Annotated in this window: 21 protein-coding genes; 16 read left to right on the top strand and 5 right to left on the bottom strand. The window is 40.8% G+C overall.

The window, feature by feature from the left end; all coding sequences use genetic code 11:
- Positions 1–15: 15 nt before the first annotated feature.
- Genes N780_RS16235 through N780_RS16225 form a run of 3 tightly spaced genes read left to right on the top strand, consistent with a single transcriptional unit; the run spans position 16 to position 2,624 of the window.
- On the top strand, positions 16–1,203 hold the full coding sequence (locus N780_RS16235) for an MFS transporter (protein ID WP_052115128.1): 1,188 nt from the start codon (positions 16–18) through the stop codon (positions 1,201–1,203).
- A 14-nt stretch (positions 1,204–1,217) separates the two neighbouring features.
- Entirely contained in the window at positions 1,218–1,778 is a 561-nt protein-coding gene (gene thpR / locus N780_RS16230) for an RNA 2',3'-cyclic phosphodiesterase (protein ID WP_036786546.1), read from the top strand.
- 9 nt (positions 1,779–1,787) lie between these two features.
- Positions 1,788–2,624: a nuclease-related domain-containing protein gene (locus N780_RS16225; protein ID WP_036786545.1), complete on the top strand. Its 837-nt coding sequence runs from the start codon at positions 1,788–1,790 to the stop codon at positions 2,622–2,624.
- On the opposite strand, the gene N780_RS16220 is transcribed toward N780_RS16225, so the two are convergent.
- Positions 2,621–3,649 (bottom strand): EAL domain-containing protein, encoded by a 1,029-nt coding sequence (locus N780_RS16220; RefSeq protein ID WP_232299557.1) that lies wholly within the window; start codon positions 3,647–3,649, stop codon positions 2,621–2,623. The genes N780_RS16225 and N780_RS16220 overlap by 4 nt on opposite strands.
- Positions 3,650–3,726: 77 nt before the next feature.
- Between N780_RS16220 and N780_RS16215 the strand changes: the two genes are divergently transcribed.
- Positions 3,727–4,665 (top strand): diacylglycerol/lipid kinase family protein, encoded by a 939-nt coding sequence (locus tag N780_RS16215; protein ID WP_036786543.1) that lies wholly within the window; start codon positions 3,727–3,729, stop codon positions 4,663–4,665.
- A 191-nt stretch (positions 4,666–4,856) separates the two neighbouring features.
- Positions 4,857–5,660 (top strand): phosphotransferase family protein, encoded by an 804-nt coding sequence (locus tag N780_RS16210; protein WP_036786541.1) that lies wholly within the window; start codon positions 4,857–4,859, stop codon positions 5,658–5,660.
- On the opposite strand, the gene N780_RS16205 is transcribed toward N780_RS16210, so the two are convergent.
- Both N780_RS16205 and N780_RS19970 read right to left on the bottom strand, forming a co-directional pair.
- Positions 5,650–5,934 (bottom strand): YtzH-like family protein, encoded by a 285-nt coding sequence (locus N780_RS16205; protein WP_036786539.1) that lies wholly within the window; start codon positions 5,932–5,934, stop codon positions 5,650–5,652. The genes N780_RS16210 and N780_RS16205 overlap by 11 nt on opposite strands.
- Before the next feature lie 167 nt (positions 5,935–6,101).
- A complete protein-coding gene (locus tag N780_RS19970) occupies positions 6,102–6,263 on the bottom strand; it encodes a hypothetical protein (RefSeq protein WP_156969212.1) in 162 nt (53 codons plus the stop codon).
- Positions 6,264–6,519: 256 nt separating this feature from the next.
- Between N780_RS19970 and trmB the strand changes: the two genes are divergently transcribed.
- Positions 6,520–7,173 carry a tRNA (guanosine(46)-N7)-methyltransferase TrmB gene (trmB, locus tag N780_RS16200; protein ID WP_036786537.1) on the top strand — a complete coding sequence of 218 codons (654 nt, stop codon included), beginning with the start codon at positions 6,520–6,522 and terminating at the stop codon, positions 7,171–7,173.
- Positions 7,174–7,230: 57 nt separating this feature from the next.
- Positions 7,231–8,073: a YtnP family quorum-quenching lactonase gene (locus N780_RS16195; protein WP_036786535.1), complete on the top strand. Its 843-nt coding sequence runs from the start codon at positions 7,231–7,233 to the stop codon at positions 8,071–8,073.
- Between the two features lie 48 nt (positions 8,074–8,121).
- Here N780_RS16195 and N780_RS16190 read toward each other — a convergent pair whose 3' ends face one another.
- Positions 8,122–8,436, bottom strand: a complete 315-nt coding sequence (locus N780_RS16190; RefSeq protein ID WP_036786534.1) for a PepSY domain-containing protein — start codon at positions 8,434–8,436, stop codon at positions 8,122–8,124.
- 153 nt (positions 8,437–8,589) lie between these two features.
- On the opposite strand from N780_RS16190, the gene N780_RS16185 reads away from it, so the two are divergent.
- Both N780_RS16185 and N780_RS16180 read left to right on the top strand, forming a co-directional pair.
- Positions 8,590–9,657, top strand: coding sequence for a M42 family metallopeptidase (locus N780_RS16185; RefSeq protein ID WP_036786532.1), 1,068 nt, complete (start codon positions 8,590–8,592; stop codon positions 9,655–9,657).
- Positions 9,658–9,744: 87 nt separating this feature from the next.
- Positions 9,745–10,263: a DUF84 family protein gene (locus N780_RS16180; RefSeq protein ID WP_036786530.1), complete on the top strand. Its 519-nt coding sequence runs from the start codon at positions 9,745–9,747 to the stop codon at positions 10,261–10,263.
- Between the two features lie 681 nt (positions 10,264–10,944).
- Here the strand turns inward: N780_RS16180 and N780_RS16175 are convergent.
- Positions 10,945–11,385: a YtoQ family protein gene (locus N780_RS16175; protein ID WP_036786528.1), complete on the bottom strand. Its 441-nt coding sequence runs from the start codon at positions 11,383–11,385 to the stop codon at positions 10,945–10,947.
- Positions 11,386–11,559: 174 nt separating this feature from the next.
- Between N780_RS16175 and N780_RS16170 the strand changes: the two genes are divergently transcribed.
- The 7 genes from N780_RS16170 (at position 11,560) to N780_RS16140 (ending at position 20,063) form a co-directional block, all read left to right on the top strand.
- Positions 11,560–12,099, top strand: a complete 540-nt coding sequence (locus N780_RS16170) for a hypothetical protein (RefSeq protein ID WP_052115127.1) — start codon at positions 11,560–11,562, stop codon at positions 12,097–12,099.
- Between the two features lie 381 nt (positions 12,100–12,480).
- On the top strand, positions 12,481–13,515 hold the full coding sequence (locus N780_RS16165; RefSeq protein WP_036786526.1) for a PTS sugar transporter subunit IIC: 1,035 nt from the start codon (positions 12,481–12,483) through the stop codon (positions 13,513–13,515).
- 13 nt (positions 13,516–13,528) lie between these two features.
- The gene (locus N780_RS16160) at positions 13,529–13,849 is read left to right on the top strand and encodes a thioredoxin family protein (RefSeq protein WP_036786524.1); all 321 of its coding nucleotides are present in this window, start codon (positions 13,529–13,531) and stop codon (positions 13,847–13,849) included.
- 155 nt (positions 13,850–14,004) lie between these two features.
- Positions 14,005–14,811, top strand: a complete 807-nt coding sequence (locus tag N780_RS16155; protein ID WP_036786521.1) for a DUF1444 domain-containing protein — start codon at positions 14,005–14,007, stop codon at positions 14,809–14,811.
- Positions 14,812–14,835: 24 nt separating this feature from the next.
- Positions 14,836–15,444 carry a YtpR family tRNA-binding protein gene (gene ytpR / locus N780_RS16150; protein WP_036786519.1) on the top strand — a complete coding sequence of 203 codons (609 nt, stop codon included), beginning with the start codon at positions 14,836–14,838 and terminating at the stop codon, positions 15,442–15,444.
- Positions 15,445–15,749: 305 nt separating this feature from the next.
- Entirely contained in the window at positions 15,750–18,845 is a 3,096-nt protein-coding gene (locus N780_RS16145; RefSeq protein WP_232299556.1) for a DNA translocase FtsK, read from the top strand.
- A gap of 102 nt (positions 18,846–18,947) precedes the next feature.
- A complete protein-coding gene (locus N780_RS16140; protein WP_036786517.1) occupies positions 18,948–20,063 on the top strand; it encodes a nicotinate phosphoribosyltransferase in 1,116 nt (371 codons plus the stop codon).
- Positions 20,064–20,642: the final 579 nt, after the last annotated feature.

The following is a 20,642-nucleotide window of genomic DNA, read 5'->3' as shown; positions in this document are numbered from 1 at the left end:
GGGAATGAAACAACTATGAATGTTACTTCACCAAATCGGACGTATCGATTCTTTCAACTATTCTATGTACTAGCCTTTTTTGGGTTTGGATCCTTGTTTCCTTTGCTTTCTGTTTACTTAGAAAATGAACAAGGGCTGGATCATACCCAAATTGGGCTCATCGTAGCTACTATCCCAATTGTGACCATTTTTATTCAACCGATTTGGGGAATGATCAGCGATATTACAAGGCGTCCTAGATTGCTCTTGTTCATAGCTGTCCTGATGGCAAGCGCAATGTCATTACTTTATACACAAATGGATACTTTTTTAACCTTATTGTTAGGGATTGTAGCAATTGCAGTCTTTCAATCAGCTGTCGTTCCATTGTCCGATAGTTTATCTCTCCACTTTGTTCAACAATACGATAAGGAGTATGGCAATATCCGCTTGTGGGGAGCGGTTGGTTTTGCCGTTGCTGTTTTTATTGTTGGGCGGGTTACAGATATTACTCAGGATTTAACATGGGTCTTTTATGCGTTTAGCTTTGGGTTAGTTCTTTCTGCTATAGCTCTTAGTGCCTTTCCAAAGAGAGGTCAACATGTAGGGGTGAGTTTCAGGGCAGGTTTTAAAACACTAGTGAAACAAAAGACGTTTCTTTTATTTCTATTATCCAACTTTTTAATATTTGGCCCTGTACTTGCTAATAATTATTACTTCGGAACGTTCATTCTTACCGTAGGCGGTACTTTGTCAGGTGTTGGGATTGCCTTTTTACTAGCTGCTGGAAGTGAAGCACCTTTTATGAACATGTCCCAAAAAGTCATCAACAAAATGGGGGTTATTCCTGTTATGATGCTTTGTGCTTCTGTTTCAGGAGCAAGGTGGCTATTTTATTTCTTTGAACCTTCGGCAATGTTGGTCTACAGTACAACAATCGTACAGGGTATATCAGTTGGTCTTTACATTCCTGCGGCCTTGTTGTTTGTTCGTCAAACGGCTCCAAAGGATGTACAAGCTACAGCTGTCGGTCTGTATTCAGCTGTTGGAAATGGAATGGGAAACGCGTTCTTTACCTTTATAGGTGGTGTATTACTTGATCGGTGGAATGTATATGGGATGTATGGATTTTTCGCTCTCATGACTATGATTGGATTACTGATCATATTATTGGTTCGCTCTGAAGTCAATCAAACGGTTTACTCTGCTCAAGCAGGAACATAAGGAGATGATTTATAATGTCAGAAGCTCATTATTTTATCGGCATCCCTTTATCACCAACGTTGCAACAAAGTCTAAGTTCTATTCAGAATGAGATAGCACCATATGTCTCTTATAAGAAATGGACAAATCATCAAGATTTTCATATTACCCTAACATTTCTTGGGGGTGTAGCCGAAAACAAAGTAGAGGAATTGAGAGATCGTATGAGTCATTTGCGGCAAGTTCGTTCTGCTTTCTCTCTCCCTTTAAAAGGAGTCGGGACCTTTGGTGAACGAGATCAGCCAAGGGTGTTATGGGCAGGAGTGGAGAAAGTCGAGGCTCTGGTCCAACTCTATACTGATGTAAGCGAAGAGTGTGAGAGGGCGGGGTATCCTAAGGAGAGAAGATCATATTCCCCGCACATTACACTAGCGAAGAAATGGAAAGGTGATCAACAGCTTCATAAACCTTTAGAAGAGGTTGTGGAGTTTGAAGAGACATACTTTGTAGATCACTTTTCATTGTTCCGAATTCATCCAAATAGAAACCCGATGTATGAAGAAGTTGAGAAATTCAAGTTAGAAGAGGAGGCTTGAGACTTTATAGTGGCACAGTTAATTAAACTTCAGGATTATGTCTCACGTTATTCAACGGATCCTTATCGATATCCTGGGCAATTTATACGCCTCAAACAAGGGAATTGGAAAAAGTTAAAGTCTTTGTGGGATCGTCGATTTGAATTAGAAGACACGGATTATCGTGAAGCCTTGAGTTCTTTTATTTACAACGGCAGTGTCCCAAATAATGAGCAAGAAGTAAAGCAGTATTTTCTTGATGGGTTATTACCATTTCAATTAAAGTGGGCATCTCGGTCGTTAACGGAGATGTCTTTTTTAGACGGGATGTACGAGCAAGATGAAACGCTTCGTTATTTTTTACAGCGATTCCCAGACACATTTCTTCTTTTATATGAACCAATTTTTCGTATTAAGAAAGCGCCTATTGAAACAGATTCAATCATAATCCATCCACAGGGGATCTATTGTGTGAAACTCATTAACGAGACTGAGGGTACCACATTGATCCCCGGAGATGAACGTTCATGGTATAAAGAAGAAAGTAATGTTCGAACTCGTTTTTTGAGTCCTTTAATTTCACTAAAAAGGACGTCACGAATCGTCCAGAGTATCTTAAAAGCTCATAGCATTGATTACCCTGTTAAACAACTAGTACTGTCCCCGGAAAACAAAATAGAGTTTAATCTTGAACCCTACCAGACGGAGTATGTAGGCCAAGATGAATACCAGGAATGGTTTGAACAAATGAGATCCTTTAAGTCACCACTAAAGTACCAACAGATGAAAGTTATGGCGACATTGCTCCACTATACACAATTTACTTCTGTAAAACGAACAGAATGGAACCAAGAAGACGATGTTTAGGGAAGAATAAAAGCTTCAATTGGTTGAGGTGATGGCTTCCCAATAAAATAGCCTTGCCCAAGATGAATTCCTGAATCTTCTAGCCATTTATATTCATCTTTGGTTTCAATCCCTTCAGCTAGTAAGGTGATGGACAATTCGGAAGCGGTTTTGATTACTGATTTTAAAAATGTTTGTTTGTCATGGTCCTCGTGGCAATTTCTGATGTATTCCCGGTCAACCTTGACCACGTCTGGCTTTAATAGACTAAGTACTTCTAAGGTGCTATAACCACTACCTACGTCATCTAATGCTACGTGCATGCCCGAAGCTTTGTATGTCGAAAAGATATTATGTAAATGATCAATGCTGTGAATTCTTTCAGTTTCGACAACCTCAAAGACAAGATCCCCTGGGTCAACGTTGTACTTTTTAACGATGTTAAACGTATGGCTTAAACAATGTTCAGGTACATAGATTGTAGATGGAAGGAAGTTAATAAAGCACTTCTGACCATCATAAAGATGTTGAGCTTTGGCTTTTACAGCTTCTTCTCGAGCTTTCTGATCCAACATGGAGTGAAGGCCGGCTCGTTTGGCAAAAGAAAATAACTCTCCTGGAGAAACGTTTCTCTCCGTTGATCGCAAAAGGGCTTCGTATCCATAGACCTCCCCTGTATCCATGTGCACAATTGGCTGAAGGTAAGATGTAAAAAGACCTTCTTCAATTATTGTTACAAGCTCAGGATAAGAAAGGCGCTCAAATAGATGTTCAACCTGCATAGGAAAGGACTTGTTTCCAGAGTCGTCAGAGAAATGAACCCACTCTTGTTTCATGTCGTGTTCCATTAAAGTTTGTAGACCTTGTAGTAATTCGGGTTGGGAATTGAATTGATACATAAGGTAGCTTTCTTCCTGCTGGCTAATCGGTAGCTGAATAGAATGTTTCCAAGTTTGATTTTTGGTTTTTGTTCGCACGGTCATGTATCCACTAGAAGGCAGTGATACAGAAGTTCCGCACCTTTGGCAATCGATAGAGATAATCATCACTCCTTTTTATACTAGTATAATAGAAATAGGACTATTTTCTGAAGTAATAAGGTTTGAAAAGGGGAATTTTTATTATGTACATTGTTATTGTGAACCCTTATGCCGGGAGCGGCAAGGCCAAGAAAGTGTTTGAACAGATACGTCAATCTCCTGTTTATAAGAAGGTGGAATGCCGTGCTTTCATAACTCAACATGAAGGACACACAGAAGCGCTGGCTCAACAAGTTGCAGAAATATACAAAGATAGAATTATTTGTATAATCGTTATAGGAGGAGACGGCACCATTCATGAAGTTTTGAATGGACTTAAACATCACCCTTCCATTCCTCTTGCTTTGATCCCTGGTGGGTCTGGTAATGACTTTGGAAAGGCTACACTCTCGAAGAAAAGTTCCATTGAAATATTTGAAGATATCGTAGGAAGTGAGAACCAATACTCAGACTATCGTGTAGGAACTTATCGAACGGATTATCGTAAGGAAAAAAACGCAAGGCTTTTGGCGAACAGTATCGGGTTTGGTTTTGATGGAGAAATTGTAAAGGTAGCAAATAATTCAATCCTAAAGAAATGGCTAAATCTCTACAATATTGGTTTCCTCATCTATTGTTTGGCGCTATTAAGAACGTTAAGAGCCTTTCAGCCGAAAACAATAGAGTTAACAGTAGATGGGGAAAAGCGAACACTTAAAAACGTATGGATGGTCACAATTGGAATACACGGTTACTACGGCGGGGGGATGCGGATCCTTCCAAATGCTCGCATACAATCAAACCAATTGGAGCTTCTCGTCCTTCATAATATTTCAAAATGGAAAGTGCTTGTGATGTTTGTGACCGTTTTTTGGGGTGGACATGTTCGATTCAAAGAGGTAGAGGTTCTTACTGGATCTAAGGTCTCTGTTAAGAGTGAGGAGGTCTTGTCTTATCATGTAGACGGTGAGTCTGGTTCATGCCAATCTTGTTACATTCAAAAAGCAAATATACCTAGACCCGTATTTAAAGGAAAGAAATAACGGAATAAGACTTGAATTCAATAGTTGAAATGCGTTAATCTATTGTTGTCGTGTCTTTAAAAACAACATGAAAATAGTACTATAATAGTTAGGCACGTTATGACTCTGTGCAATATTCATAACAATTATACATGCTTACGATTATAAAGAAAACAAACCTGAACAGATTTGAGGAATTGAAGGTGAATTGGTTGGAACAAATACTCGGTAATGATTGGACAATTACCCCAGCAGGCGGCTCCACAGGAGAAGCTTACTATGCACACCGTGAAGGAAAGCGCCTATTTCTTAAACGAAATTCCTCACCTTTTTTAGCTGTGTTGTCAGCAGAAGGGATCGTCCCTAAGCTTGTGTGGACGAAACGAATGGAAAATGGTGATGTTATTACCGCTCAACAGTGGTTAGAAGGAAGAGAGCTTAAGCCTGAAGAGATCAAGCATCCTCGAGTAGCCCAACTGTTAAGTAAAATTCATCATTCTTCCGAATTATTAGATCTGCTTATGCGATTAGGGAAACAACCTTTAGATCCTATCGATTATTTAAATGATTTAAGGAAACAAGAGCAGTGTTCAAGTTTCATAAATACTCAAATAGAAATTCATCAAGCATTGCGCTATCTTGATCAGCAGCTTCCGCATGTTCAAAATCAGAAAAAGGTGGTGTGTCATAGTGACATGAACCATAATAACTGGCTTTTAACAGATGCAGATCAACTGTTTTTAATTGATTGGGACAATGCAATGGTAGCTGATCCTGCTATGGATCTTGGAATGATTTTACATTGGTATATCCCTGAAGAGGAATGGGATGTTTGGCTAGACACTTACGGTATAGAGTTAGATAAACCCTTATTGGTTCGCATGCACTGGTACATTGTAGCCCAAACCGTTTCATTTATTCAGTGGCATAAAAGCAGGCATGAAGAATCAGAAGCCGCTCGTTGGCTTGAGGACCTTAAGCGGCTTATGGTGAAGCTCGGGATTATTAATATTTAACATTTCCAATGGACGTTACCCATTCTTCTAATTGAGACTGGTTCGATGTAATGTGGCTAGATAAGTCACTTGAATCTTCTCCGGCTTTCCCGTAATCATAAATGGCCGGTAAGGAACGTAGGACATTTTCGTCCTGCAATTCTTTTTTAGTAAGAATGGAACGGACTAACCTTTGAATTTGTTGACACTCAGATACGCTACCGCAGCACTCTTCTGAATGTTCACTGAGTAAATCATAAAGTACGTTTACTTGATCTTTTACTGTTAATGGCATATAGTCTATCCCCTTTCTAACCGTAGTTTTTACGGATTCAGAGGGAATATGTACACCATTATCAACATTTAAGAACTTTAGCGTCATCATATAGGGTAAAAAAAGAACTTTGGGGTATTCTATCCCAAAGTTCTTTTTTATTGGCTATATAATTTAATCCGCAGTAGTTACGCGTTCGGTGCATATTTCAGCTGATTGGCTTTTACTTCTCTATTTGTTTTCTCATGAAGCTTCTCAAATGGATAAACAAAAACAGCGTAACCTACAAAGGATATGCCTAGCATAAACAGAACAAACGCTTCTGTACATTTAGATAAGATCGTTAACATGTGATCACTCCGTTTCCCGTATTTGAACACTTTCTATATCATAAAATAGAAAGCGCTTCCAACCCAACAGCATTTTTACCTTTTTTGGAATGAAATTTCATCTTATTTGGGGATATATGATCTTAACACGGACCCAGAGTTAAAAAAGCATTCTTTTCCTCATGGAAATACGGTTTTGCTTCGTATCGACAAAAACTTTCACTTTTTATTTGTTCGTGATAAGGTATACATTGATTATCGTAAGGAGGAAGGCAAGATGCGACTTCGGAACAAACCGTGGGCCGATGACTTCATGCATGAGAATAACCATGTTGTTGTAGAAGAGCCCTTTTCAAAAAAAGAAAACTGGAATCATGAGTTTACAGAGGATCAGCCTCTTCATTTAGAAATTGGATCAGGTAAGGGTGCATTTATATCTGGAATGGGTAAGCAGCATCCTGAGATTAATTTTATAGGGATAGAGAGAGTTAAGAGTGTAATTGTAGGCGCACTTCGAAAAGTGTTGGATGCACAAGTTTCCAATGTCCGTCTCCTCAATGTAGACGCAAGTGATCTCAGAGATTTGTTTGGAGATAATGAAGTAGATCAACTTTATTTAAACTTCTCTGATCCATGGCCTAAATCACGTCATGAGAAGCGTCGCTTAACGTTCCATACCTTTTTGGAACAATACGAAGCAGTTTTGAAACCAAATGGTCAAATCGTTATGAAAACCGATAACCAACACCTTTTTGAATACTCACTTATGAGTTTTTCCCAATATGGTTGTAAAATTGAAGAGGTTAATCTGGACCTTCATACGTTAGAAGACCCCTATAATGTCATGACAGAATATGAAGAGAAGTTCTCGAATAAGGGACAACCTATCTATCGTTGTCGCGTACGTTTTCCGTCAAATCCAACTGATTGATAACGCTTACACCAAACTTTTCCTCTGTGTTAAACTATTGAAGTATGGAGGGATGTTATGGAAACGTTACGTGTTGGACGCGCAAAATTGACCTGGTTAAATGGTGGCGTAACACATTTAGATGGTGGAGCGATGTTTGGAGTTGTTCCAAAGCCCCTATGGAGCCGGAAATATCCACACAATGATAAAAATCAAATAGAACTTAGGACAGATCCCATTCTGTTAGAACTGGACGGTAAGAAGTACCTAATTGATGCTGGAATTGGGAAAGGTAAGATGACGGAAAAACAACTAAGAAATTTTGGTGTAGATGAAGAGTCTTCCGTTGAGGATTCCCTTAAAGAAATAGGCTATCGTACCAGTGATATAGATGGAATTTTGATGACCCATCTTCATTTTGACCATGCGTGTGGATTAACCAAATGGGAAGAAGGCCAGTGGGTTCCTGCTTTCGAGAATGCTTTCATTTATACTTCTTCTGTAGAATGGAATGAAATGAGATCTCCTAATATTCGTTCAAAGAATACATATTGGGAAGAGAACTGGAAACCAATTGAGTCACGAGTTCATCCATTTAATGAATCTTTAGAGATTGCAGAAGGGTTATACATGATCCATACTGGTGGACATAGTGCGGGTCATAGCATCATAAAGTTCGCAGATGAGGACGAACTTTTTATACATATGGCTGATATTATGCCCACACACGCTCATCAAAACGTACTATGGGTATTAGCATATGATGATTATCCTGTTACATCTGTTCATCAGAAGGAAGATTGGATGAAGTATGGATATGAGCGTCAGGCTTGGTATACGTTTTATCATGATGCATACTATAGAGCTTTACAGTTTAACTGTGATGGAGAGATAGTGGATAAATTAAAAAGGGATCGTTAAACATGAAAAAGGTATCTCCTGTTTACGGAGATACCTTTTGTGTACGATTTAGGCTACAACGCTAACGTCTAGAATAGTGCCCGTCACGGCATCCATATAGAATTCGTATTGCTTTGTTTGGCCATCAAGAGAGCGTGAGACTCCTCCTCGATAAACTGTATAAGGGAGATCGTCACTTGAGAATTCCTCAGTCTTCATGTGGATCCAAGAGCCGCTAATAGGACCCTGACGTTTGAAGGATTCCTTCGCAAGCTTAAGAGCCTTCTCAGGGGATAGTTGCTGTTTATCGCTTATCTGTTTCCAAGCAACAACACCGACTACTGTACCGATACCTAAAGCTAACAATGAACGTTTCAATTTCATTCCTAACACCTCTCTACTAAACGATTTATACTTAATAGTATAGACGAAAATGAGCAAAATAGAAAATAATAGGGTTAGATAGGTGGAAACAATTCAGAACATTCGTTAAAATGATGAAGAGATCAAGTGATAAAAAATTGGAGATGAATACATATGAATCAAGGAACGCTGGATTTATTCAAGACTTTAACGGAGCTGCAAGGAGCTCCAGGAAATGAACATGCTGTCCGTTCTTTTATGAGAGGAGAGCTTGAGAAATACTCAGACGAGATTATACAAGACCGCTTAGGTGGCGTTTTTGGAGTGAAGAATGGTGATGGACCTAAAGTTATGGTTGCAGGGCACATGGACGAGGTTGGCTTTATGGTGTCTCAGATCACTCCAAACGGAATGATTCGCTTTCAAACACTAGGCGGCTGGTGGAGCCAGGTACTATTAGCTCAACGAGTGCAAATTATGACAGACAACGGTCCTGTTACAGGGGTAATCGGTTCTATTCCACCACACAACCTTACTCCTGAACAACGCAAGAAACCTATGGAAATTAAGAATATGATGATTGACATCGGAGCAGACGATGCTGATGATGCTAAACAAATTGGCATTAAGCCAGGACAACAAATTGTGCCAATTTGCCCGTTTACTCCAATGGCGAACGAGAAGAAAATCTTAGCTAAAGCATGGGATAATCGATATGGTTGCGGCCTTGCTGTGGAGCTTATGAAGGAACTTCAAAATGAAAAGCTTCCGAATCAGTTGTACTCTGGCGCTACGGTGCAGGAAGAAGTAGGGTTGCGTGGTGCGCAAGTAGCTGCTAATATGATTCAACCAGATATTTTCTATGCACTTGATGCCTCTCCAGCAAATGATATGTCTGGAGATAAGAAAGAATTCGGTCAGCTAGGTAAAGGAGCATTGCTTCGTATATTTGATAGAACGATGGTGACGCATCGAGGCATCCGTGATTTCATTCTTGATACCGCTGAATCTAATGATATTCCATATCAATACTTTATTTCGCAGGGTGGCACAGATGCAGGTCGCGTTCATACTTCAAATGAAGGTGTTCCATCTGCTGTTGTTGGCATCTGTTCACGTTATATTCATACTTCCGCTTCCATGATTCACGTGGATGATTATGCTGCTGCCAAGGAACTGATTACGAAGCTAGTTCGAACAACTGATCAAAATACTCTTGAACAAATCAAACAAAACGGGTAACATGTTCAAAGGTTGTTCTCTTATAATAGATAGAACAACCTTTGATGCGTTAATATGTAGGTTTTTGATCCAAGAAAGGATGTAACGATGAAAATAATCGTTGGCTCTACCAACCCTGCAAAACTTGAAGCTGTGCAACAAATCTTTGATCATGATCAAGTGGACGGGATTGAAGTTTCCTCTAAGGTTTCCTCTCAGCCTTTTTGTGATGAAGAAACACTTGAAGGAGCGATTAATCGTGCTAGAGAATGCGCCAAGACAGAGAAAGGTGTTGTAGGAATCGGCCTTGAAGGTGGCGTTATGGAATTAGAGAATGATTTGTACCTATGTAACTGGGGAGCGTTAGTGGACTCTGAAGAGAACACGTTTGTCGCAGGTGGTGCAAGAATCCCTCTACCCGATTCAATTGCAAATGAGTTAAATAAAGGAAAAGAACTTGGCGAGGTAATTGATGATTATGCCAAGGGTGAGAATGTTCGTCACAATGAAGGGGCGATCGGTGTGTTCACGAACGAACTTGTGAATCGATCCGGTATGTTTGCTCACATTGTTCAACTATTAAAAGGTCAATACGAGTTTTATTATAGTAAAAAGGGCGATGAATAATCGCCCTTTTTTGTATGTTATGGAATATACGAAACTGAGATAATGTTTCCATTAGCGTTATTTAGAGTAAGGTGGTTCGGGAAATCACTCGCTTTCCGCGGCGAGCTGGGGAGCCTCCTCAATCGCTACGCGCTTTCCGGGGTCTCCCCTAGTTTAAAAGTGCAGGCGTGGTGCCTAGGACCGTACGGACAAGACAGCTTTTTGGAAAAGGCGTTTAGCCTTTGTAAAAAAGATGACTTGTCTCGCTAGGTCCTCCACGCCGTAACTAGATAGGCTCCTACTGCCGCAGGAGTCTCGCAATTTCCCGAACCACCTTTGCCATATATTGAGGGGACGTAAGCATGCTACATAAGGAGGGCGTATTGTTGATGCCTCGCCATGCTCGAGCTGAGGGGACGTTATACAACTTCTGATAAGGGGTGTCTGGGGAACGGGGAGACTCCTGCAGGAGAAAGAGGTCGACGAGACCCCGGAGGGCGGTTTCCCCGAGGAAGCTCTAAAAGGAAAGAGGAAGTTCGACTAAAACCGTCACGTCCTGTGACAACGTCGAACGACCCCACGTCGTGTGGGGCCGCCTGCGGAAAGCGAGTCGTTCCCCAGACACCCCAACCACTTAACAAACGTAACGGCCCCATACACACAAATGTCTCAGCTTCATGCCCTACTTGTAAAGGTTCGGATCTATTCGAAAATGTATTCTATTACTTCTAAGGCTTGGTCGATGGTTTCGACGGTTACGTTGGCTTTGTTTGATAATTCTTTAAGTGGATGGTGTAGGGATTCAGGGCGAATGAGTATAGTAGGGATATCCTGGTTGATTGCTGTAGCTGCATCCATTGCCGTATTCCACTGTTTATATTTTTCTCCAAAAAGTGCAATAACAAGATCGGATTTATTTAAGAGTACTTTGGTTCGTAAGTTGTTAACGCTTGAGGCAACGTCATCACGGTAAACGTTTCCTGGTTGTTCGCCTAGAATATCTTCTCCTATAGAATCCGAACGGTCATGGTTCGTTTGGGGACTTACAAATTGTACGGGTAAACCTTTTTCCTCAGATTTCTTTTCTATGTCCTTTCTCCAATCATCATGAATTTGACCTGCTAAATACACGGTTAGTTTCATCAAAATTTCCCCTCTCATTACTTTTGTATATCACTATAAAGTGTAGCACAAACGCTTTCATATGACAGTTTGCAAGTCTGAAATCTTTACTTGTCAAATTTGTATTCCATAGTATGATATGTATAGGAACAGTTGCTGAAGGAAGTAACGAGATTATTCAAGGAGAGAGTGTGTGTGAAAGCTTTCAACCCTAAATGGCTATTAATGTTCTTGATTGGAATAGCTGTTGTTATTCTGCTAGGTTTGTTTGTTGGAGGTTTCTTTAAATCAGAAGAAGCTGTCATTCAAGAAGCGAAACAAGCTGCTGAATCTTCATTAACTGTAGATGACTTGTCATTAAATACGGAGCTTGAGAACGTATCTATGTATTTACCAGAATCCATGGAGGTCATTTCTGATTCTCCTAACAACATCCTCTTAGAATCTGATGAGAGACAGTTTATTCTTTTTTACAATCCTTTTGAAAAGAAAACGAGTAAGACGTTCTATCAATCGGCAAAAGAAGACCAAAATATTCTTGTTGTCGAAGGATTTGAGAGTGATGACGTATTTGGTTACATGAAAGTTGCGTCCATTGATGAAGATACTTATGAATTACAAGTTGGAGCAGGCGGCGTTAAGATGACGACCGAAACTGATTTAAATGCAATGGAAGAGAACGCTGGAAAAATGATGAAGGTCGTTCACTCGATTGTTCTATCAACATCAAACTAACGAACGTTTAGGAAGGCTGGCCGAGCATGTTGGTCAGCTTTTTTTACGCGGTCTATATTAAACGGTCTATTCTGCTATTCAGTCCGGGCCATACGTTGTGCCCTTCCACTTTTGTTTTGAAGCTGAGAAAATGTTTCTGTTTGCTTTAATGGAGTGTAAGGCGGGCCTGGAAACCACTCGCTTTCCTGAGGAGGCTTCCCAGCTCCCCACAGGAAAGCGAGTTGTCCCCGAGCAAGCCCACGCACTCATAAACGTAACGGCCCATTCTAGCTAATGGGTAGAATCAACAATAAACATGAACAGAGCCTTGTTTTTAGTTGTTTTGGATTTGGTAATTCGGTAAGATGTAATCGATTGATACTAATGAGAGGCTGATGTGGAGTGGATAAACTCAAAGCATTTTTGCACAAGAAAGGGGTTAGTCTTTCTTGGAAAGAGTATGTAATTACCGCCCTTAGTTATATGGCACTTGGTTTGTTCTCCTCTTTAATTATTGGACTTATTATTAAAACAATTGGTGAACAAGTTGCGCTTCCGGGTTCTGCTATGCTTGTGGAAATGGGAACGTTTGCTATGGATACAAAAGTTTGGGGTGGAGCGATTGGCGTTGCGATTGCCTATGGACTTAAAGCACCTCCCCTTGTTATGTTCACGGCTCTCTTTAGCGGTGCTTTTGGGGCTAGCCTTGGTGGGCCAGCTGGAGCCTATGTGGCCACCCTTTTGTCTGTTGAAGCTGGAAAACTGATCAATAAAACAACGCGTTTAGATATCATATTAACCCCTCTTGTCACGATTTTCGTAGGGTATGGCGTTGCTTCTGTAATCGGACCTCCCGTAAATACCTTTATGGTTAGCTTTGGTGAGATCATTCAGTGGTCAACCGACCAACGTCCTTTTATTATGGGAATGATCGTCGCTGTATTAATGGGGTGGGCGTTGACAGCACCTATTTCAAGCCTTGCGATTGCTCTCATGTTAGACATTAGTGGAATTGCAGCAGGTGCTGCGACAGTTGGATGTGCTGCACAGATGATTGGCTTTGCCACGATGAGCTATAGAGAGAACGGAATGGGTGGTTGGCTAGCTCAAGGCATTGGAACGTCTATGCTTCAAGTTGGGAATGTTTTAAAGAAACCGATTCTTATCCTCCCTCCTACAATTGCGGGAGCCATTCTAGCACCTATTGCTACAGTGTGGTTACAATTAGAAAATAATGCTCCGGGAGCTGGTATGGGTACTAGTGGCTTCGTAGGACAAATTATGACTTTTCAAGTGTATGGATTTTCTTTTGATATATTGATTCAAATTTTGTTGTTGCATATTGTTGGTCCAGCCCTTATCACTTTGTTATTATCAGAGTGGTTTAGAAAAAAAGGTTGGATCCAATATGGTGATCTGACTATTGAGTACGAATAAGGAGTCGATCTAAATGAAGCAATTAGAGTCAATGGAACAATATAAAGAGATTATCCAAGGAGATCAACAAACAATTCTTCTGTTTTCTGCAACATGGTGCCCGGATTGTCGTGTTATTGAACCTTTTCTTCCGGAGTTAGAAGAAACATATACAAATGTTCAGTTCTATTATGTAGACCGGGATGAATTTATTGATCTATGTGCAGATCTTTCTGTTTTTGGTATTCCTAGCTTCGTCGCTTTCAAAAATGGAGAAGAAACAGGTAGATTCGTAAGTAAAGATCGCAAGACCCGTGAGGAAATCGAAACATTTATCCAAGAGTTATCTAAATAATGAGAGACAGGGCTGTTCTGGAAGACATTCAGGACAGCTCTTTCTTTCGAACAGAGCAGACTACCTGGGTAAGGATAGAAACTTTTTTCCCTATCGAATTCATGCTAAAATAACAAACGTATATGTTTCCTTCATCATATAAAGGAGGAAGAATAATGAAGATGACGAGTATTAAAATGAAGAAGTTGTTAGAGTCTAGATTACAGAATCCAGAATGGAAGACTCAATTCAACCGTGATAAAGATACATTCCGTGTCGAATGGGCAGATACGAAACAAGGAATAGAAATATCTTTACCAGGCATTATTTCTAAGTATGAGCAAAAGAAAGATCAAGCTCTTGATGAACTAGAAGAACACATTCATGAAGCGTTACGCATTATGAATGAGAAACAGCAGTTATCTGGTAAAGAAAAGAGTATTTACCCTGTTGTCCGAGCTGCTTCTTTCCCGACGGAATCCAATGAAGGAGAAAAGCTTGTTACGGATGAACATACAGCAGAGACGCGTATTTATTATGCTTTAGATCTAGGGAAGTCGTACCGTTTAATCGACCATGCTATGTTACAAGAAGAGGGATTAGATCAAGAAAGAATTAGAGAAATCGCGCGCTTTAACCTTCGTTCTCTTGAGACGGGAATGAAACAAGATGAAGTCGCAGGGAACACATTTTATTTCTTATCCTCTAATGATGGCTATGATGCATCACGCATCTTAAATGAATCTTTATTAGAGCAAATGAAAGCTCAAAGTGTGGGAGAACTAGCTGTGGCTGTTCCTCATGGTGATGTGTGTATTTTCGCAGATATTCAGAATGCTTCGGGTTATGACATCTTAGCCCAGATGAATATGAAGTTCTTTGCAGAAGGTCGTGTACCGATTACATCGTTACCATTCCTTTATGAAGATAAAAACCTTGAACCTATCTTCGTTTTAGCTCAAAACAAACCGAAATCAGATTAATGGAATAGAAAGGGAGTCAAGTGAATGCAAGTATTTTATAACCGAGATGGAATTGGTGATGTATTAATTATCCCAGTATCACAAGGAGATCGTAATGAGGTTAAGCAAGAACGCTTTGGCGATGTTGTGAAGATCTCTGATCAGTCAAATGGAAATGTATTAGGGTACAATATCTTTAACGCCTCTTCCTACGTAAATATCAACGAAAAAGGAGCCATCCAACTAACGGAAGAATGGCTTACAGCGATTCATGACATATTCCAAAAGAACGAACTGGCTGAAGAGTTAAAAGTAGACCTTTCACCGAAGTTCGTAGTTGGATATGTGAAAGAAAAAGAACAACATGAAAATGCTGATAAATTAAGCGTTTGCCAAGTAGACTTAGGGGATGAGACGGTTCAGATCGTGTGCGGAGCTCCAAACGTAGACGCTGGTCAAAAAGTTGTTGTAGCTAAAGTTGGGGCTGTGATGCCAGGTGGCATGGAAATTAAAGATGCTGAGCTTCGTGGTGTTCCATCAAGCGGTATGATTTGCTCTGCAAAAGAACTTGGCCTTCCGGATGCACCGAAAGAAAAAGGGATTCTTGTTCTTGAAGACACGTATGAAGTAGGACAACCTTTCGACTTATCGTGAGTGTTTCTGAAATGAATAGAAGACAAACAAAACGACCAGAGACGATCTCTGGTCGTTTTGTTCATCTGTAATACATGGTAAGTGAAAGTGCTTATGATCTTAGTCTGAAAAAAATGGTTCCATTTGAAAAGGCAGCCATCTCTCCCCCTTGAAAGAGGCTTAGGATACGAATAGTGTAGGGATTTGTGCGCCTAAAGTAAGATTTTTAGAATCAAGCATTATGGCGCACTCAAATAGACGAAAAACTGTTAAAATAGGATTAATTCTAAAATCGAAAGAAAGAGTGAGGTTTCATGTGGAATAGAATGAAAAATTGGTTGCATCAAATGCGACAAGAAGAGCAATCTCCAGAAGATCAACAGCCCCCATTTCCGCAAGAGGATGAAACGAAACATCAGAAGCAGCAAGGTCAACAAACTCAGCAGCAATTTCAAACGAAGATGGTGTATCAATATCCAAAACAAGGCAATTTTCGCTTTCCTATGATTCCTGATAGTCAACAGAAACGAGAACCGCGTCAACGTAATACGGATTCTAAAAATGAACAGTCCAATCGCACTCAAAGTCAACGATCGAATTATGATTCATATAAATATTCAAACGCTAAACAAAATAAAGAATGGGGCAAAAAGGATACATACCAACCATCCTCATTCGAACAAGGATCTCCATTTACACCAAGCAATGTTCCTTCGCCCATTTACGGGTATGGTAAAAGAGAAGGTCATTTCAGTGAGACCGTATTAGATGATCTGCCTTCTGTTATGAAGAAAGCAGACGAAGACGACCGACTCTATGAATCTACATTGGCGAAAGTGTTGCCAGAGACACATCCTTCTAAGTCTATGATCCCTCCTAAGCAAGAAGAAGAGGAAGAACGAGTATCTGTATCAGAAGAACAGGTAGATGAGGAAGTGGAAGAGCCAGAAGAGGATAACGTTATTGGCTTATTCAATCACGAGGACCCGATTGAGAGTTCGCATGAAGTAGAGTATTTTTCAGATCAAGAAGACGAGGAAGAAGATGATGAAGACGTACCACCGACTATTATCATGTATGGGTCGCGTGATACAGAACCAGACTCTCCAGATGAAGAGACCTTATCAAGTGAAAAAGTTGCGGACGATCCATCAGTAGAAAATGAAGAAGGGACCGTGAAAGATGAGACCGCAAGCAATTCAGAAAAAGGTTATCTTCCTCCCTCCATGTTAGAAATGGATGAATCCTATGAGGAAGAGGGAGTTTCTGTAGTGGATGAAGAGTTCTCTTACCAGGACGAGCATGCGACTGAGGAAGCGGTTAATGGTTTTGAAATGGGTAAGACAACTAGCAGCGCTGAGGAAAAAGATGAGAACGAAGGAAAACCCGATGGCGATGCTTATTCGGAAGAGCCTGAAACGACAGTGGAAGAGCAATTAGAAAATAGCTCAGATCTTAATGAGGTTTATACAGTCGATGAAACTTTTGATACGGATGAAGCTGAGGGTTCCTTAAATGAAACAGTTACGTTTAAGGACGAGTTCGAAGAGGATCCAGAAGATGTAGAAAACCTTGAACTTGAAACGAATGAGGTACATCCAGTTAATGGAACCTCTGATAGTGATGAATCAGAGAAGATGGTAGCTGACCAATCTCTTGAGGAAGAACCGTTACAACAAATACAAGAACTATCCTATGAAGGAAAAGGTACTGGCGAAACAAAAGAAGAAACTACGAATAGTGAGAATGAAAGTGGAGCTGAAGAACAGATTGCAGCCACACAGGTGAAAGACGAAGGAAACTTAGAAACCAAGCCAACAGAACCAGAACGCCCTAAACGTAGAAGTCGTCCATTCAATGTCATTATGACGCCACGAGATAAGAGGCATCGTGATCAACAAAAGGCGGTCACATCGACTCAACCTAAACAAGTAGAAAAACCTCCCAAGAAGGAAGAGGTAGTGGAAGAAAAGGAAGAGACAAAAGAGAAAGCTCCTACTCAGTCTACAATTCCTCCTTACCACTTATTGAATGATCCACCGAAGCGTATGGAAAGTGAGGATGAATGGATTGAAGAGCAAATGCAGTTGCTTGAAACAACGCTTCATAATTTCCATGTGAAGGCTAAAGTGGTTAATGCCATGAAGGGTCCTGCAGTGACGCGATTTGAAGTACAGCCCGAGCCCGGTGTGAAGGTGAGTAAGATAACAAACCTTTCTGATGACATTAAAATGAGCTTAGCTGCAAAGGATATAAGAATGGAAGCTCCGATCCCTGGGAAAAATGCGATTGGAATTGAAGTTCCGAACCAAAAATCAGAAGCAGTTGGGCTTCAAGAAATCCTTGAAAGTGATGCTTTTCAAGGGGAGTCCTCACCTCTTTCGGTAGGGTTAGGACTTGATATTGAGGGCTCCCCAATTGTGACAGACTTAAAGAAAATGCCTCATGGTTTAATAGCAGGAGCAACGGGTTCTGGTAAGAGTGTATGTATCAATACAATATTGCTCAGTCTGTTATATAAAGCAAGTCATGAAGATGTAAAGTTTCTGTTAATCGATCCAAAGATGGTAGAATTAGCTCCATATAATGAATTGCCACACTTAGTAGCACCTGTTATTACAGATGTGAAAGCAGCAACATCTGCCTTGAAATGGGCAGTAAAAGAGATGGAGCAGCGGTATGAGCGTTTTGTGGAGGAAGGGGTTCGCGATATCGATCGCTATAATGATAAGATAAAGGCCAAAGGTAGACTTAATGACAAAATGCCTTATCTTGTTATTGTGATTGATGAGCTTGCTGACTTAATGATGATGTCTCCACAAGACGTAGAAGATGCTATTTGCCGAATCGCACAAAAAGCAAGAGCTTGTGGAATTCATTTATTATTAGCAACCCAAAGACCATCAGTAGATGTCATTACAGGACTTATTAAAGCGAATATTCCAACCCGTGTTGCATTTAGTGTATCCTCTCAGGTCGACTCAAGAACAATAGTTGATTCAGCAGGTGCTGAAAAACTGTTAGGTCGTGGAGATATGCTATTCTTAGAAAATGGAGCAGGAAAAACAAAACGTATTCAAGGTGCCTTTGTATCTGACGAGGAAATTGAGCGGATCACCAATCATGTGAAGAAGATTGCCTCTCCGAACTATTTATTCGAGCAAGAAGAGCTGATGCAACAGCCTAATTTCGAAGAAACAGAAGATGATTTGTTTGAGGAAGCGGTTCAGTTTGTTATTGATCAAAATGGCGCAAGTGCTTCTCTCCTGCAAAGACGTTTCAAAGTAGGTTATAATCGTGCTGCACGTCTAATTGATACGATGGAGGAGAAAGGCATAATCTCTGAATCTAAAGGCAGTAAACCTCGTGACGTTTATATGGATCATGCTGGGTTTGAAGAGTTACGACGCGATCATGAATAAATTCCCAATCTCATATAAAACTTGTCGAAATCCAAGGAATTTTATACTATAAGAAGATGGATGCTTTACGAGGAGAATGACCATAAGAGGGGTTACAAAGTTATGAAAGAAATTGAAAAAAAGATGAACGGCGAAATCAAACGTCTTACGAATCAAACGTTTAAGTTTGACGAACGTATTCGAGAGGGTTGGTTCTCCGCTGTTTACTTTTTAAAAACACGCGATATTGTTGAAAGCACACTTCCAGACAACTATATTACTATGCAGTTTTTCCAGAAAGATGATGCAGTACTATGTGGTACCGATGAAGCCATCGCGCTGATTCATACATTTGCTGACCATCCTAAAGAGTTAGAGATTCATTCCTTGAGGGATGGCGACCGTGTGAAGCCGTTTGAAACAGTCTTAACCATTACAGGTCCATATCAGTATTTTGGGTACTTAGAGGGGATCATTGACGGAATTCTTTCTCGTCGCACGTCGGTGTCGACGAACGTATATAACGTTGTAAAAGCGGCGCGTGCTTCAGGAAAACAAAAGCCTGTTATCTTCATGGGGGATCGTGATGATCACTACACCCAACAGGCGGGAGATGGCTACGCTGCTTATATCGGAGGCTCAACTGCTCAGGCGACTCACGCGATGAATGAATGGTGGGGAAAAGAAGGTATGGGAACTATGCCTCACGCCTTAATTCAAATGTTCCAAGGTGACATCGTAGCAGCAGCTAAAGCGTATCATAAGCAATTCCCTAATGATGAGCTTACAGCACTCGTAGACTACAACAACGACGTCATTACAGACTCGCTTAAAGTCGCAAGGGAGTTCGGAGACGAACTAAAGGGTGTACGAGTAGATACATCTCGAGCTCTTGTCGATAAGTATTTCCTGAGAAATCAACACCTTATGGGTACATTTGACCCAAGAGGCGTGAATCCTGAGTTAATCTTTGCCCTTCGTAAGGCACTAGATGCAGAAGGATTCCAGCATGTGAAGATTGTAGTAAGCGGTGGTTTCACTGAAGAGCGCATTCGTGATTTTGAGAAGCTTAAAGTTCCTGTAGATATTTATGGAGTAGGTAGTAGCTTATTGAAAATGAATACATCCTTCACGGGTGATAATGTTATGATCAATGGCAAGCCTGAAGCGAAAGAAGGAAGACGTTACCGTCCGAACCCACGCTTAGAAAAAGTTGAATATTACAATCCTGAAGACTGACACTTTGTTGTCAGTCTTTTTCTTTGAATTTCTCTATTCCATATAAGCCTCCTCGTATAGAACACTTGAAGTTGAGGTATTTCAGCAGGAAGGGGGCCGCCTACGTTTATGAGTGCTTAGGCTTGCTCGCGGACAACTCGCTTTCCTGCGGGGAGCTGGGAAGTCTCCTCGTTCACTTTCGCTCTCTGCGGGGTCATTCCCTAATTAAATTGCAGGCTAGGTCCTCTGAGACGGAACTAGATAGGCTCCTATTCCCGCGGGGGTCTCGCAGTCCTCGAGCAAGCTCTGTCTTTAAAGAGGTGAACGGCCCCGCAGTTCTTCAGGAGATCTGATGTCACACTATATGGTATGTTTTCGTTCATCCTTATATGGCAAAGGTGGGCCTGGAAACTGCGAGACTCCCGTGGGCAGAAGAGCCTAGGTGAGACCCCGGAAGCCGGCGTGCCGGCTGAGGAGGCTCACCAGCTCCCCACAGGAAAGCGAGTGGTTTCCAGGCCCACCTTACACTCAATTTAAGTAAACGGAAACATTCTCTCAGCTTCGAGTCTTCAAGTTTATTTCTCAGTTTAGGTTTGTGAG

It is taken from the genome of Pontibacillus chungwhensis BH030062 (genome assembly GCF_000770675.1).
Taxonomy (GTDB): Bacteria; Bacillota; Bacilli; order Bacillales; family BH030062; genus Pontibacillus; species Pontibacillus chungwhensis.
The sequence above is the reverse complement of the archived record's forward strand: the minus strand, read 5'-3'. Positions and strand labels throughout refer to the sequence as shown.